This window comes from Pedobacter polysacchareus, assembly GCF_019802255.1.
GTDB lineage: Bacteria > Bacteroidota > Bacteroidia > Sphingobacteriales > Sphingobacteriaceae > Pedobacter > Pedobacter polysacchareus.
The window spans coordinates 292,184-306,172 of record NZ_JAHYSS010000005.1 but is presented as its reverse complement, the minus strand read 5'-3'; the positions used below and the strand labels follow the sequence as shown (position 1 = coordinate 306,172).

At 37.7% G+C, this 13,989-nt stretch carries 12 protein-coding genes; 4 read left to right on the top strand and 8 right to left on the bottom strand.

The window, feature by feature from the left end; genetic code table 11:
* Positions 1 to 7: 7 nt before the first annotated feature.
* From K7X70_RS15900 to K7X70_RS15870, 7 genes are all read right to left on the bottom strand, one after another.
* Positions 8 to 709, bottom strand: a complete 702-nt coding sequence (locus K7X70_RS15900) for a class I SAM-dependent methyltransferase (RefSeq protein ID WP_222537978.1) — start codon at positions 707 to 709, stop codon at positions 8 to 10.
* On the bottom strand, positions 696 to 1,907 hold the full coding sequence (locus K7X70_RS15895) for a hypothetical protein (protein WP_222537977.1): 1,212 nt from the start codon (positions 1,905 to 1,907) through the stop codon (positions 696 to 698). The genes K7X70_RS15900 and K7X70_RS15895 overlap by 14 nt, the downstream gene beginning before the upstream one ends.
* A gap of 48 nt (positions 1,908 to 1,955) precedes the next feature.
* Entirely contained in the window at positions 1,956 to 2,552 is a 597-nt protein-coding gene (locus tag K7X70_RS15890) for a sugar transferase (protein ID WP_222537976.1), read from the bottom strand.
* Positions 2,553 to 2,571: 19 nt separating this feature from the next.
* A complete protein-coding gene (locus K7X70_RS15885; RefSeq protein WP_222537975.1) occupies positions 2,572 to 3,669 on the bottom strand; it encodes a glycosyltransferase in 1,098 nt (365 codons plus the stop codon).
* 61 nt (positions 3,670 to 3,730) lie between these two features.
* Positions 3,731 to 4,600, bottom strand: coding sequence for a glycosyltransferase family 2 protein (locus tag K7X70_RS15880; protein WP_222537974.1), 870 nt, complete (start codon positions 4,598 to 4,600; stop codon positions 3,731 to 3,733).
* Positions 4,601 to 4,664: 64 nt separating this feature from the next.
* Complete coding sequence (locus K7X70_RS15875; protein ID WP_222538268.1) at positions 4,665 to 6,113, bottom strand: lipopolysaccharide biosynthesis protein; 1,449 nt, start codon at positions 6,111 to 6,113, stop codon at positions 4,665 to 4,667.
* Between the two features lie 5 nt (positions 6,114 to 6,118).
* Positions 6,119 to 7,411 carry a nucleotide sugar dehydrogenase gene (locus K7X70_RS15870; protein ID WP_222537973.1) on the bottom strand — a complete coding sequence of 431 codons (1,293 nt, stop codon included), beginning with the start codon at positions 7,409 to 7,411 and terminating at the stop codon, positions 6,119 to 6,121.
* A 705-nt stretch (positions 7,412 to 8,116) separates the two neighbouring features.
* On the opposite strand from K7X70_RS15870, the gene K7X70_RS15865 reads away from it, so the two are divergent.
* From K7X70_RS15865 to K7X70_RS15855, 3 genes are all read left to right on the top strand, one after another.
* Positions 8,117 to 8,512: a helix-turn-helix domain-containing protein gene (locus K7X70_RS15865; protein WP_222537972.1), complete on the top strand. Its 396-nt coding sequence runs from the start codon at positions 8,117 to 8,119 to the stop codon at positions 8,510 to 8,512.
* 86 nt (positions 8,513 to 8,598) lie between these two features.
* On the top strand, positions 8,599 to 9,579 hold the full coding sequence (locus K7X70_RS15860) for a helix-turn-helix transcriptional regulator (protein ID WP_222537971.1): 981 nt from the start codon (positions 8,599 to 8,601) through the stop codon (positions 9,577 to 9,579).
* Between the two features lie 440 nt (positions 9,580 to 10,019).
* Complete coding sequence (locus K7X70_RS15855; protein WP_222537970.1) at positions 10,020 to 12,491, top strand: penicillin-binding protein 1A; 2,472 nt, start codon at positions 10,020 to 10,022, stop codon at positions 12,489 to 12,491.
* Positions 12,492 to 12,692: 201 nt separating this feature from the next.
* On the opposite strand, the gene K7X70_RS15850 is transcribed toward K7X70_RS15855, so the two are convergent.
* Positions 12,693 to 13,043 (bottom strand): GIY-YIG nuclease family protein, encoded by a 351-nt coding sequence (locus K7X70_RS15850; protein WP_222537969.1) that lies wholly within the window; start codon positions 13,041 to 13,043, stop codon positions 12,693 to 12,695.
* A gap of 134 nt (positions 13,044 to 13,177) precedes the next feature.
* On the opposite strand from K7X70_RS15850, the gene K7X70_RS15845 reads away from it, so the two are divergent.
* The gene (locus K7X70_RS15845) at positions 13,178 to 13,954 is read left to right on the top strand and encodes an XRE family transcriptional regulator (RefSeq protein ID WP_222537968.1); all 777 of its coding nucleotides are present in this window, start codon (positions 13,178 to 13,180) and stop codon (positions 13,952 to 13,954) included.
* Positions 13,955 to 13,989: the final 35 nt, after the last annotated feature.

Here is a 13,989-nt window from a genome sequence, read left to right as displayed (position 1 = left end):
TTATTTACTATTTGTAAGCGATACCGATCATGATATAGTGCATTTTTTGGGGAATCATCTTTTCAATTTGGTTGTCTATCCGACCGAGAATATTTCTTTGGTTTTCATTTCTACCCAGACAGCCCAAAAAACCTACAGTAGTGAAGGATACATTTTTATAGGACTGAAAAATCTCCCCTATTTCACTCAATCGCACATAGTTCCAATCAGGTGTACCGTATTTCTTCCTTAGCATCTTGTGAAATAGAGAAGCTTCCAAATTTTCCGCGAACAGCAGCTTCCCCCCTGGCTTGAGTGCTTTATATATTTCATTTAAGGTTTTTAATTTGTTTTCATCTTTCCCATTTTGGCTGATCCCGCCAAGAATTGATTTAAACACAACAATATCGAAATGACCTTCAAAAGGGATATTTAAGGCATCCATAGCCGCATATTCAATATTAGAATCACAATTGTATTTTTTGTGAATACTTCTTGCTTTTTCTTTTGGCGGCAATAGATCTGTACAAAGCACCTTGTTCTGATGGAGCGACAGCCATAATGATAGCCCACCATTAGCCGTCCCCAGCTCCAGACAATTATACCCTTTGTTTTTTAAGTCTGCATTTTTCTCCCAATAATCCAGGGCCTTGGCCCAGTTTACAACGTCCCAGTCTACTATGTCCTTGAGTTTTTTATCTTCCACGATTACAGTATTATATTTTAACATATTGATGATCAATTACAATTTCAGCCGGTTTCTGAGTATTGTGATAGGCCTGGATCTTAGCAAGATGCAGGATGCTGAAATACAAAAATAAAGTAGGTCCATCTGCACTTACCAACCAACCATTATGAGAAAACGCATTGATAGATACGCCTAAAAAAGAAAAGCATAATCCAATTAACAAGGCATTCTCCTTGAGCTTTATCTTGGGTAGTATCCCCAGGAATATTTTCCCGATATTGTAGTAAAGAAATATCAGTAATCCCAATCCTAAAAAAGGCCCTAAATAGGTGAAAAACATCAGGTAGGCATTATGAGAGGTCAATCCATTTGTAAAAATTGTACTCCTATAAGTCACCTCTCCCCAATTTTTACCATAAAAGATCAATCCAAATGGGTAATCCGCATAGACCTTCAGATTCTCTTCTGAAAGCCCTACCCGGTTATAGTAATTTGCATTCTTCCCCTCGTTTTTAGCCATAATATTATTCTTGGCATCGAAGTTTTCTTTGATGATAAATGCATAGGAAACGAAACCAATTAATACTGCAGCGCTGATGATGAAAATGGATTTATACCGGTAGTAAAAAACCACAAACAAAAAGGAAGAGCTTAAAAAGGTGACAAAAACAGATCTGTTCATTCCGAGATAAATGAAAGTAACACATATGATAAATGCGAGGAGTTTGATGAGTATGTTTAATCGGAACACATGCGTAAAAACAAATATAAATGAGACCAGAGCTGCCAGCTGATATCCATAGTTAAACTGTGTTAGCGCCAAGCCTGCAGGGCTTTGCATAATGGTATCGTTCAGCAATGTACTTCTCAATTGATCTATCCGCGCAGGTAAAAAATGATTCAGGACCATGATCACCGCTGAGAAAAAAAGAAGCACATAAAATATGGCCATGGAAATATTAAACCTGCGTCTGTTATAGCCCACGAAAAAATTGAAATAAAACATGCAGCACGAAATCACAATGAGACTGGCAAAAAAAGCAAGACGATCAGCCATTCCAATAAAATCATAAAAAAACAGTGCTGAGAAGAACAGAATAGCTTCCTTCGCATATAGAAAGGGAAGTTTTTCCTCTTTAAAAAACAAGATCAGCGGTAGGCATAACACAAGTGGTGCCGGAATTCTGAAAATTTGAGTCATGAAAATCCCGAACGACAAAGTATAGAGATACGATGTCATAAAAAATGTGATCATTAACTTTTTAAGTAACATATCTTTTATTTTTGATTACCTGATCATTATTTTTTTCAACGTCAGGAATATGATGGTCAAGTCGACCCAGATATCATGTTTATTGATATATTTTAGATTCTGGACAATTTTAGAAGGAATGATCTCATTGATATAGAAGCTTTCCGGATCGGCAGATTTAGCCAGCAGCTCATTTTCTTCCGAGAATTCGATGGAGGCCCAATCGGTAATCCCAGGCTTAACAGAAAGCACTCTTACTTGCTGTAAATCATACAGCTCAACATATTTAATCACCTCCGGTCTTGGCCCTACAAAACTCATGTCGCCTTTCAAAACGTTCAGTAATTGGGGCAATTCATCAATTTTATACTTTCGTAACCAATATCCAAATTTCGTGATTCGTTTGTCGTGGGCACCAACGGTTAGTAAACCAAGCTTATCGGAATTGGTATACATCGTTCTAAACTTCAACAGCTCAAAATTGACCTTATCCCTGCCTACTCGAGTTTGCCTATAAAAAACACCGCCTTTGGAATCTGCGACAATTAAAACGGCCACAATCACAAAAGGTATCAGGAGAAATAAAACCCCTAATAAGGAAATTGTAACATCAAATACTCTTTTAACGTACATAACCAGATGGATTAAATGTTTAGCTCAATATTAAGTCCTGCCATTTTGAGGTAATGGCTTTTTGAGAGTTTGTTTTACCAATTAACTTTCCGCCTTTGGATAGCCTTTTTTTAAATACAGCATCATTTAAAACTTCTGACATGGAGGCTGCCAGCATATTTATATTTTTATCTTCTACCAGGATGCCATTTTTCCTGTTTTCAATGATTTCAGCAGGCCCAAATTCACAGTCCATGGCGATGCTTGGGCAACCCATGCTCATCGCCTCAATTAAGGCATTCGGATAACCTTCATTTCTGGAGGGAAGTACAAATAATTCTGCTTGCTGATAATAGTCTTGTAAATTCTCTTTAGAACCGATCAACCGCACCTGATTCGATAGACCAAGACTTTTAATTTTCTCCATCAGGAGCTCACGATCATCTCCGTCGCCTGCGATAACCAGGTCGATTTCTGGCGTATGGATTTTACTGTAGGCCTCTATTAACTGGTCAAAGCCCTTTTCATAAGAAAGACGACCAACTCCAAGGATAAACTTTTTATAATGAACCTGCTCCAGACCTGGCAGCTGAAAAACATTGACATAGTTTTTAATCAGATAAAAATTATTCAGTTTTTGAAAAGACTTATTTTTCTTCAAACAGTCCTCCATGGCTTTTGCAGGTATTACGATTGCTTTAGATTTGCTATAGATCAGAGAATAAATCCATTTCAATAAAAAATTAAACTTATTAATGGTATTGTCTGGTGTAGTGCGCTCAGAAACGATAAATGGAGTACCTGTTAAGCTGCAGGTTAAACCTGCCCATAGGTTAGCTGAGGTCATAAAGGAGATGACACAACGAGGTTTCTCCTTCAGCAATAGTCGCAGTAATTTAAAGAAAGTCATCATTGCGAACCAAAAGCGATAAAACAAATGATCTCTGTTGGCCCTATTCGTGAGATATACCAGCTTCACCCCTTCATCTACCGTATACACAGGCTCTTTATAGTTAAGACAAACCATGGTCACGGGAAAGCCTTCCTGATTAAAATAATTGGCCAGATTGGTCACCACACGTTCTGCACCACCTGCAGTCAGAGAATTAATTACAAAAAAAAGTTTTAGTTTTTTCATCTAATAACGATTATTAATGGTAGGACTAGTGTTTGAGATCCAGTATAGTTTTAATCTTTACTTAGTAAAGTAAGAGGTACTTGATGGTGCTGATCGCGTTGTTCAGCTGTAAATGCCTGATGTCATGGCGCAGATAGTTTTTAGAATAGACTTTCAGCAGTTTCCATTTTAATGAGGTAGGATATTTAAAGTTTTTTATGATCACATTAAAGTCGCTGAGCATTCTGCCTCTAATGACCTGGGGATCTACCATGCTCCAAACCCCGCCAACATGTTTCCTATAGCAGCTCATCACTTCCGGCATCACATAAATTTTCTTTCCGGTAACTGCTGTAGCGTATAATTTCAAGAACTTATCTGGTGCATGGCATTTAAGGTACCAGTCCTGATTCCCCATATGGGTTACATCCAGGCTGGTTCTATAGATCAATGTAGCGGTAAAGGTTTCATCTTTGTTTCCTTGTAAAATGTCCTCATAACCAAATTCCAGACTTACAGGATTTGGATGTACATAAAGTGTTTCACCATGCTGGTCAATAATTTTTGAATAATGACAGCAGATAATATAGTCCGGATTATTCTCCAGGAAGTCAATTTGTTTTTGAAGTTTATAAGGATCCGTCCAGAAGTCATCACCTTCACACATCGCCATGTATTTTCCTTTGGCCTGTTTAACGATTCGGTTGAAATTATCTTTTAATCCTACATTCTTTTCAGAAGTGACCATTTTAATGATTTCAGGATAGTTTTTCTGATAAAATTCAACGATTTTCCTGGTTCCATCAGTTGAGCAATCCTCACCGACCAGAACTTCAAATTTGAATTTTGTTTTTTGCATTAGAAACCCTTCAATTGCTTGAGCAATATACTGCTCATGATTGTAGGTTAGGCAGCTCACGCTAACCATAACTTCTTGATCATTTGTTTCCATGTTTTGTGATTAATTCCAACAATTCATTAATTTTCCTTTCGAAGGCTTCGGTTAAGGATCTTTTTTACTGATATAATCTTTTTAAGACAAGTTGTTTAAAATCAATAATTGCAGATAATTTAAAGAGGTAGCTCGCCGCAAAGTAACCCACAAAATAAGTGAGGCCTAAAACAATAATTCTGAATAGATCATTAAAATTTGCAGCAACAAGGAGCTTATCGAAAAAAAAGCAAGTGATGCCGACAAGCCCGGAAATGAATAAAGTGGGTAGAATATCTCCTATTTGCTTTACAAAAGGATAGTTGATAAACCTGACTGTATAGATTGAATTGATGTACAAGCCGAAAAAGCTAAAAAACAATTGAAAATAAAGCAAGCCATAAATTCCAAAAGGAAATACGCAGAGAATACCAATTACACAAAGCACTTTTTTTATCATCTCCAGTCTCAAAAAAAGATGAGTCTGACCTTTTACCTTTAAAATATTTAAGTTGTAAGCATGAATTGGATAAGTGATTCCTGCGACGCATAAAATCTGAAAATATGGGACGGCCGGAAGCCATTTATCAGTCAGCATGAATCGAAATAGAGGCTCAGCCACCACACAGAGTGCAATTAAAGTCGGTGCCATCCAAAATAACACCTGCAGCATTACTTTTCGATACACATATACCAACTGCTCATTGTCGTGTGATATATTGACAAACATTGGAAAAGTGACTTTATTAACGGCCGATGAGATGATACCGATTGGCAGCTGACTAATAGAATCGGCTCTTGAATAAAACCCCAATTGGGCCGGCACATAGAATTTACCTATAATGATGGTATAGATATTCTGATACAACTTATCAATCATGCTAGATAAAGTAAGTTTATAGCCATAGTGAAAATGGCTTTTAAAACTGGCCGCATCAAATATCAGCACTGGTCGCCAGGGAGAACAATACCAATGGAGTATGGTAGATATCAATGAAGTAACCAGACTCATCCACACTAAACTCCAAGCTCCATATCCCATTTTCGCTAAAAAAACGCCGACTATCCCACCACCTACTACTGCTGGGATCTGAATCATGGTCATTGTTTTGAACTTCATCTCCTTCACCAGCAGGGTTTGCTGAATTCCAAAAAAGGCATTTATGATTAATGAGATTCCGTATACCCGAACGACATTACTGAGCACTGGCTGTTCATAAAATCTGGCGATGAAAGGAGCGGACAAAAACAAAATACCATACACCAATACACTGCCAATCAGGTTAAAATAAAAGACTGTAGAACAATCCTTTTGCGTGACTTCTGTTGTTCTAATTAAGGAGGAAGTTAGTCCACCATCCAATAGGGCGTTACCTATTACGATAAAAATAGAGAGCATCGCGATCAAACCAAATTCTGCAGGAGAAAGGATTCTGGCCAGGATTACAGTAATAAAGAAGCCAATAAATTTTGAGCTTAACTCCTGTCCGACGGACCAAAGAACACCATAGACTGTTTTCCCCTGTAGATCCATCACCTTTATAATCGGAAATCAACTGATGCATTAGGGAGCAATGATTTAATATCATACACCACTGTATTCTTTTTACATAATCTGCCCAACTCAATACTTTTAAACTCCTGATGGGCAACAGCAACTAGTATCCCATCGTATTTTCGGGTTTTAGACTCCCCGTTTTCACATATAATACCATATTCATTTTTTGCATGCACCACATTGGCCCATGGATCATGAACAGTTACTTCAACATTGTATTCTTTTAACCTGTTGATGATGTCAATAACTTTAGTATTTCTTACATCCGGACAGTTTTCTTTAAATGTGAAGCCCAATACCAGCACTTTTGCACCAACAATATGAGTATCTTTTTGAATCATTTGTTTCACCAGCTGATCGGCTACGTAGGCGCCCATACCATCATTCACCCTTCTTCCAGCCAGGATAATTTCTGGATGATATCCTGCTTCCTGGGCTTTCTGCGCCAGGTAATAAGGATCTACGCCAATGCAATGCCCCCCAACAAGACCTGGTCTGAAATTTAAAAAGTTCCATTTGGTGCTGGCAGCATCTAATACTTCATTTGTGTTAATGCCTAAACGATTAAAAATCATAGCCAATTCATTCACAAAGGCAATATTAATATCCCGCTGTGCATTTTCAATAATTTTAGCCGCTTCAGCAACTTTAATACAGGAAGCTTTATGAGTACCTGCTGTAATGATCGATTTATACAATTGGTCCACTATCTCTGCAATCTCAGGGGTGGAACCTGAAGTTATTTTAAGAATATTTGCTACAGTATGCTTTTTATCACCAGGGTTAATCCTTTCTGGAGAGTAACCTGCATAAAAATCAATGTTAAACTTAAGGCCAGAGATTTTAGCCAGCACCGGTACACATTCATCTTCTGTAACGCCGGGATAAACTGTTGATTCATAAATGACGATATCTCCTGCTTTAAGAACGCCACCAACAGTGATGCTTGCATTAATTAAAGGCATCAGATTAGGGCGATTATTCTTATCTACCGGTGTAGGTACGGTAACAATAAAGATGCTGCAGGTTTTTAGCAATTCAGCGTCATTCGTACAGAATAATCCCTTTTCAGAAGTACAGGTACTAGTGAGCACCTGATGCATTAAATCAGTATCTATTTCAAGGGTATGATCATATCCGGACTTGAGTTCGGAAATACGCTCCTCATTTATATCGAAACCCAATACTTTATATTTCTTAGCGAATTCCACTGCCAAGGGAAGCCCCACATATCCGAGGCCGATAATACCAATTTTAGTACGCGAATCTAGCATGTTAATGGTTTTAATAATGAATGAATCAGAATATGATTTTGGAATTGATGCTTGTAAGAAAGAATCAAAGGGCCTCGAAAATTGAGGAGGATAAAAGTTTGATCGTCATAAAGTTTAATGCGAGAATCAAATCATCAGGAGCACTTATAGCTTCGCTACATCAGTTACAGCAGCTGATTTTGAATTAAAATATCCAAGAAATCTCACCCCCTCTTATTTAGAAACTGTTCAACCTATTGTTCAGACATGTTCATCTTGAAGAATAGCTATTGTATATAAAACACCTTTTAAGTAGGCGATTACATAGAATAAAGCTAGACAATATTATTTGAGAAATCATTACAATTGTAAAAGTTGTCAATGTATTGTATAAATTATACAATCAACTTTACACTCTGATAAAACTACACACAATCACTGCACAAACAATTCCCCATACTTACACAATCTCACTGATCGGGTACTTGAAATATTCTTTAAGATAAAGCTAATCATTAAAATAATCAACCCCCAGTTATCCTCGTTAAAATGGCCCAACGTGAATAATTCATTAATTATTTTCAAAACAGTGAATAACAACCGGACTAAAAACTTAAATTTTACTGAATTGGTATAATTTTTTCATATATATTTGTATGATCAGGTTCCCACTGGTCTTGTTTGTTTTCATATAGGGTTTTCTTTAATTTAAATTCTCAATAAATTATGACACCTAATAAAGGAGATGTGATCGAACGTATAGTACGTAAAAAGATCGGAATCAGCGAACTTTCCAGAAAGCTTCAAGTGAGCAGAACAGCAATCTATAACTGGTTTGAATACGGTCAGATAAACCTAGACACAATCTGTAAAATTGGCCAGGCCATAGATCATGATTTCACCAAAGAATTTCCTGAGGAATTTGCTAATGCGCAGAATTCAGCTGCTGATACTCCAACAGAAAATAAAGATGGCGCGAATGGTGTAGATTATTGGATTAACAAATACATTAATCTGCTGGAGCAATACAATGATTTACTATTGGACCTCAGCTACCCGGATTCAAAAACAAATTCAGCCCATTTGAAGACTGAAATCTCTGAGCATTTCAGCAATCATTAGTCAGATGAAAACAAACTACGTTATTATTATCCTTCTATTCCTATATGTAGAGAGAAAGGGTTTAAATTAGATTAAAAAATAAATTTATGCGCGCTCACGTTAAATTACTTTTTAAACCAAATAAAATAATCCATCCCTCCTTTGATCAACGATTTGGCTTGACCACCATACCTTTAAAATTGGCAGAGGCCACTTATATGACTGTAGATGATGCCGATATCTTGGTACAATCTATCAGCCACCACCTTGTTGATATTCAACTGTATGACTATAACCTGAAGACAGATTTCGTTGTAGATTTTGAAGTGACCAGAGATTTATTCTTTTTGATAGCCATGCAGGACGATTCTCCTGTATTACATGAAGACGACAATGAGGGCATCTTTGAAATACTGGGTAATACTTGCATTTTATCTTATCTTAAAGCGGGGAAATATAAGCGAAATATGACGGCTGGAAAGCATCAGATTCTATCACTCAGTATAAAATCAGAATGGTTTATTCCAAAATATGGTCCGATGGAAGAGTTAAAGGAATTCATTAACAGCTTTAAAACCGATGAGCTACTGATTTTCAGATTACCCAGTTTTAATATCACCCAACAGCTATTCAACAGTCTTAAAAAATTAGGTACTCTGGCTGAGCACAGAGATGTCGAAATAGACTTACATATCTTTTTAAATGAATGCCTTAGCAGGTATCTGTTTAAATTAGGACAAGGAATGGTCACTATAAAATATCAGGAGAATAAAGCAACAGAAATTGCCAAGTTTGTGAAAAAGAATTATGCTAGCAAAATTGTAGGTGATGAGGCAGAATTAGCTCAACGTTTTATGATCTCTACCACAATGCTGATCAGGTTGGCAAAACTTGCTTTTAACAGACCATTACACCAACATGTAATAGAACTGAGGATGCACCACGGTTTGAAATTACTCTTAACTACTCAAAAAAACATCCGGGAGATCTCTGTAAGTGTTGGCTACGACGACCACAAATACTTTAGCCGTGCATTTAAAAAGAAGTTTGGAATCCCTCCTAATGAAATCAGGATCTCCACTATATAGCTGAGGGCAGCAGCATACCAATGGAGATTAGATTGTATTAAAAATTTACTGAAATAGATATTAATGACCAGGTGACAAAACAATGTCTTTGGATACTATTCCCGGAGGGATCTGTTTTACATTGGTTTACATCAACCTATGATCTATAGTGCTAATGCAAACTAATATAATAACACAATAAACAAAATAATTATCTATTTAAAACATCAAATATTCACTAAAATCAATTTAACCTTAAAATAGTGCAGAAAGAATTATTACACGTAAATTGTCTATACGCTATTTTACTACGTTAAGGCCTCTTTTTGTAGGAGAAATACCTGAGAAAGCCTTTTGAACAACAAATATGAACTTTCGCAATTTTTTTATGTTAATTTGCGTTACAGTTTTAACACTATTTAACACGAACTATTTTACGTTTTTTTTTCATCTTTACGTCCATGTTTAAAGAAATCCGCAATAAGTATATTCGCTACATCAGCATATTCCTATATTGCATTATCATATTCTTCTGCGCCCTGCAGCTCAACTTCTTATGGCTATTTGGCTACTCCCCATCTTATAAAGACATTAAAGCACCCACTCAAAGTGTAGGCTCTGAACTTTATACTGCTGATGGAAAACTGATCGGCCGTTATTACAAGGAAAACCGTACACCAGTGAGCTTTAAAGAGATCTCGCCCAGCGTAATTGAAGCTTTAATTGCCACGGAAGACGTTCGCTTTTATAGCCACATGGGCATAGATTTCCGCTCATTATTATCTAGTGGGATTTCTACCGCTACCGGCGACAAACGTGGGGCAAGTACCATCACTCAACAGCTGGCAAAAAACCTTTACCGCACCAGGTACAATAAATCACAAGGAGTGATTAAACATATCCCGATAGTCCGCACCATTGTTTCCAAGTTAAAAGAATGGATGACTGCCGTAAAACTGGAATCCAATTATTCTAAAAATGACATCATCACGATGTACCTCAATACGGTCTCTTTTGGTAACAACACTTTCGGCATAAAAACTGCCTCCAGAGTATATTTTGACAAAGGCCCGAATGAACTTCAGGTACCAGAATCTGCATTGCTGGTAGGAATGCTTAAGGGAACTTCCATTTACAATCCTTTGAGAAATCCAGATAAGGCACTGGAACGCAGAAATGTGGTACTCGCTCAAATGAACAAGTACAACTACATCAATAAGCAACAATTAGACACCTTTAAGAATACCCCAATCAAACTTAAAGAAGGTAGCATTGAAGAAGGTGGCGACGGAGATTCTTATTTACGTGCGGCAGTCGACAAATACCTTGAAAAATGGGCAGACGATAATGACTACGACCTTTACGAGGATGGTCTAAAGATCTATACCACCATCGATTCAAAGCTGCAAAAGTACGCTGAAGAAGCTGTGGCAGATCAAATGAAAATCATTCAGAAAAGGTTTTATAGTGTCTGGGGTAATGAAGACCCATGGCAGGATTCTGAAAAAAAGAAAGTTGACTACCCTGATCGTGCCATGCGCAAATTGCCGATCTACGCATTATTAGAAAAGAAATACAGTAACAGCCCAGATTCTGTTAAAGCCTACTTCAATAAAAAGAAGAAGATGAAAATCTTTACCTGGAAAGGCGATCGTGATACCTTGTTCTCTACCATGGATTCTATCCGCTACTACGGAAAAATCATGAATGCCGGAATGATGACCATGGACCCATTCAGTGGTAAGATCAAAGTTTGGGTGGGTGGTATCGACCATAAGTTTTTCAAATACGACCACGTTAACCAAAGTAAAAGACAAGCAGGATCTACATTCAAGCCTTTCGCCTACCTGGCCGCATTGGAAGCGGGAATGAGTCCTTGCGATAAATTCACGGATAAACCAGTAAAAATCGCTTACCAGGAAAAAGGTAAAACAGAATACTGGGAGCCTAAAAATGCAGATTGGAACTACAGCTACAGAGAAATGTCTCTGCGCTGGGCCATGGGTAAATCTGTAAATACCATTACCGCTCAGGTTACCGAAGCTGTAGGTGCAGATAATGTAGTGAAATGGGCAAAAGAATGTGGTATTGAAAGTCCGCTGCAAGCCGTACCATCTGTTAGCCTTGGTCCAAACGACGTTTCCGTTTTTGAAATGGTAAGGGCCTACAGTACCTTCCTGAATGAAGGAGTAAGAACAGATCCTATTTTGGTAGAGAAAATTACCGATCAGGACGACAACATCATTGAAGACTTTAAAGCGAAAACAAAAAGAGTACTTTCTGAAGAGATTGCATGGCTGATGCTGTACATGCTTCGTGGAGGTATGGAAGAACCAGGAGGAACATCTCAAGCGCTTTGGGAATGGGATCTTTGGAAAAAAGGCAACCAGATTGGTGGAAAAACCGGTACTTCTTCAGACTATGTAGATGCCTGGTATATGGGGGTTACTAAAGACCTGGTAACCGGTGTTTGGGTAGGATGTGACGAACGTACCGCTCACTTTAACAATGGTGAAACAGGAGAGGGTTCAAGAACCGCCTTACCTATCTTTGCTAAATTCATGGAAAAAGTTTACCATGATCCTAGTACAGGATATACCTACGGCCCTTTCCCGAAAGCTAAAGTAAAAATTACCAGAACAATTGATTGTCCAAGTCCTAGAATAAAGGTTGATACCGCGACTACCGATAGTCTGGCGGTAGATTCAACGAGCTTTGATGCCCCATTAACGGATGATCAGCAACCAGTAGTAAAAGAAGAAGACATCATCAAAACGGAGGATAAAAAGACTCCAGAACCAGTAAAACAACCCGCTACTGAAGTTCCTCTGACCAGAAAAGAAAAAAGAGAGCAGAGAAAGAAAGAACGTGAAGAAGAAAAAGAGAAAGAGCGCATAAAAAAAGAACAAGAAAAAAATAAACCTGCTAAATAAAAGGTGAGATCACTTTCCTTACTAAATATGGTCCTATAAAATACAGCCAGCACATCGGCTTATTTTATAGGACCTTTTTATATAAATTAGATTTTCTTATTTCATACCTCCTGATTTTCCTGCCATTATTTCCTATAGGATGAATAAATCCAGGTCGAATTTAGCAGAGTTCCCCAGCAATCACCAGCACGGCGCCATCTCCTAAGACATGATGTTAAACGGCAGGTTCACCTGAGTCACGATGGGCTTACTGCTGAGGATATGTTCAAAATCCAGGCCTATCGTCAGGTCAATCCAATTCGGATTACAAGACCTCACCATCCGTTCCTTCTGCATTCTTGTAAAACGACTGATCACTTTAAACCTTCCCAGTGCCTGGGCCTCAGTCTTGAATTCTTCGAAATATACCAATCTGGTGAGCTGCTGCCCGCAATCAAAAAACAGGTTCGGCATCTGCTTATAAAAATCCAGCGTTTTAATTAGATCAGAGCTCATTCCAACATGTAAACTCTTGCGGTTTCTATCGGTTACGATATATACAAATTTCTTCATGACTGTAGGGTTAAATGATACAAACTAATTAAGTTAGTATACCTATTTGGTATTCGAATTATAATTACTAACTTTATTGGTACAATAATACTAACTATATTAGTAAAAACAAATAAATACTAAACTTTTATTTTATGTCAAATATCTCCCCTAACCTAAAGTATCTAAGAAAGAAAAAAGGCCTCACACAGCAGCAATTTGCTGATGCTATGGGAATTAAGAGATCGCTCATTGGCGCCTACGAAGAAGACCGTGCAGAACCAAAATACGATTTGCTAAAAAAAATAGCAGAATTCTTTGACCTCACTATAGATGAGTTTATCAATGAAAGTATCAGTGATAGCTGGAAACCTAAGCTAAAAAGCCAGGGATCCAACCTAAGGATACTCAGTATTTCGGTAGATAAAGACGACAAGGAGAACATAGAAATGGTGCCAGTAAAAGCAAGTGCGGGTTACCTGAACGGATTTTCTGACCCAGAATACATCAAAGATTTACCAAAGTTTCAATTGCCGCTGCCCTTCTTAAAACAAGGTACATTCAGAGCCTTCGAAATTTTAGGAGATTCCATGCTCCCTATCCAATCCGGCAGTATCATCCTTGCCGAATACCTGGACAACTGGAATGATGTTAAAATAGGAGAAACCTATATTGTCATCAGTAAAAATGAAGGCGTAGTTTACAAAAGAGCTGGCAACAAGTTCAAAGAGAACAAAGAATTAAAACTGGTTTCCGACAATAGACTTTACGATCCTTATACCATTGCTTCGGATGACATCCTGGAAATATGGAAAGCAAAAGCCTTTATCTCTTCTACTCTGCCTGATCCAACACCGGAACCCAGCATTGAAACACTGAGCAGCATGATGGCGCAAATGCAGAAATCAATCTCTCAGCTCAATAAAAACTAAAAAAAGCGTTAAAAAGAACAAAACATAGACATAAA

Excerpts from the sequence above, each read along its gene's own strand:
- K7X70_RS15900 (WP_222537978.1), bottom strand. The coding sequence starts at position 709 with ATGTTAAAATATAATACTGTAATCGTGGAAGATAAAAAACTCAAGGAC.
- K7X70_RS15895 (WP_222537977.1), bottom strand. The coding sequence starts at position 1,907 with ATGACATCGTATCTCTATACTTTGTCGTTCGGGATTTTCATGACTCAA.
- K7X70_RS15890 (WP_222537976.1), bottom strand. The coding sequence starts at position 2,552 with ATGTACGTTAAAAGAGTATTTGATGTTACAATTTCCTTATTAGGGGTT.
- K7X70_RS15885 (WP_222537975.1), bottom strand. The coding sequence starts at position 3,669 with ATGAAAAAACTAAAACTTTTTTTTGTAATTAATTCTCTGACTGCAGGT.
- K7X70_RS15880 (WP_222537974.1), bottom strand. The coding sequence starts at position 4,600 with ATGGAAACAAATGATCAAGAAGTTATGGTTAGCGTGAGCTGCCTAACC.
- K7X70_RS15875 (WP_222538268.1), bottom strand. The coding sequence starts at position 6,113 with ATGGATCTACAGGGGAAAACAGTCTATGGTGTTCTTTGGTCCGTCGGA.
- K7X70_RS15870 (WP_222537973.1), bottom strand. The coding sequence starts at position 7,411 with ATGCTAGATTCGCGTACTAAAATTGGTATTATCGGCCTCGGATATGTG.
- K7X70_RS15865 (WP_222537972.1), top strand. The coding sequence starts at position 8,117 with ATGACACCTAATAAAGGAGATGTGATCGAACGTATAGTACGTAAAAAG.
- K7X70_RS15860 (WP_222537971.1), top strand. The coding sequence starts at position 8,599 with ATGCGCGCTCACGTTAAATTACTTTTTAAACCAAATAAAATAATCCAT.
- K7X70_RS15855 (WP_222537970.1), top strand. The coding sequence starts at position 10,020 with ATGTTTAAAGAAATCCGCAATAAGTATATTCGCTACATCAGCATATTC.
- K7X70_RS15850 (WP_222537969.1), bottom strand. The coding sequence starts at position 13,043 with ATGAAGAAATTTGTATATATCGTAACCGATAGAAACCGCAAGAGTTTA.
- K7X70_RS15845 (WP_222537968.1), top strand. The coding sequence starts at position 13,178 with ATGTCAAATATCTCCCCTAACCTAAAGTATCTAAGAAAGAAAAAAGGC.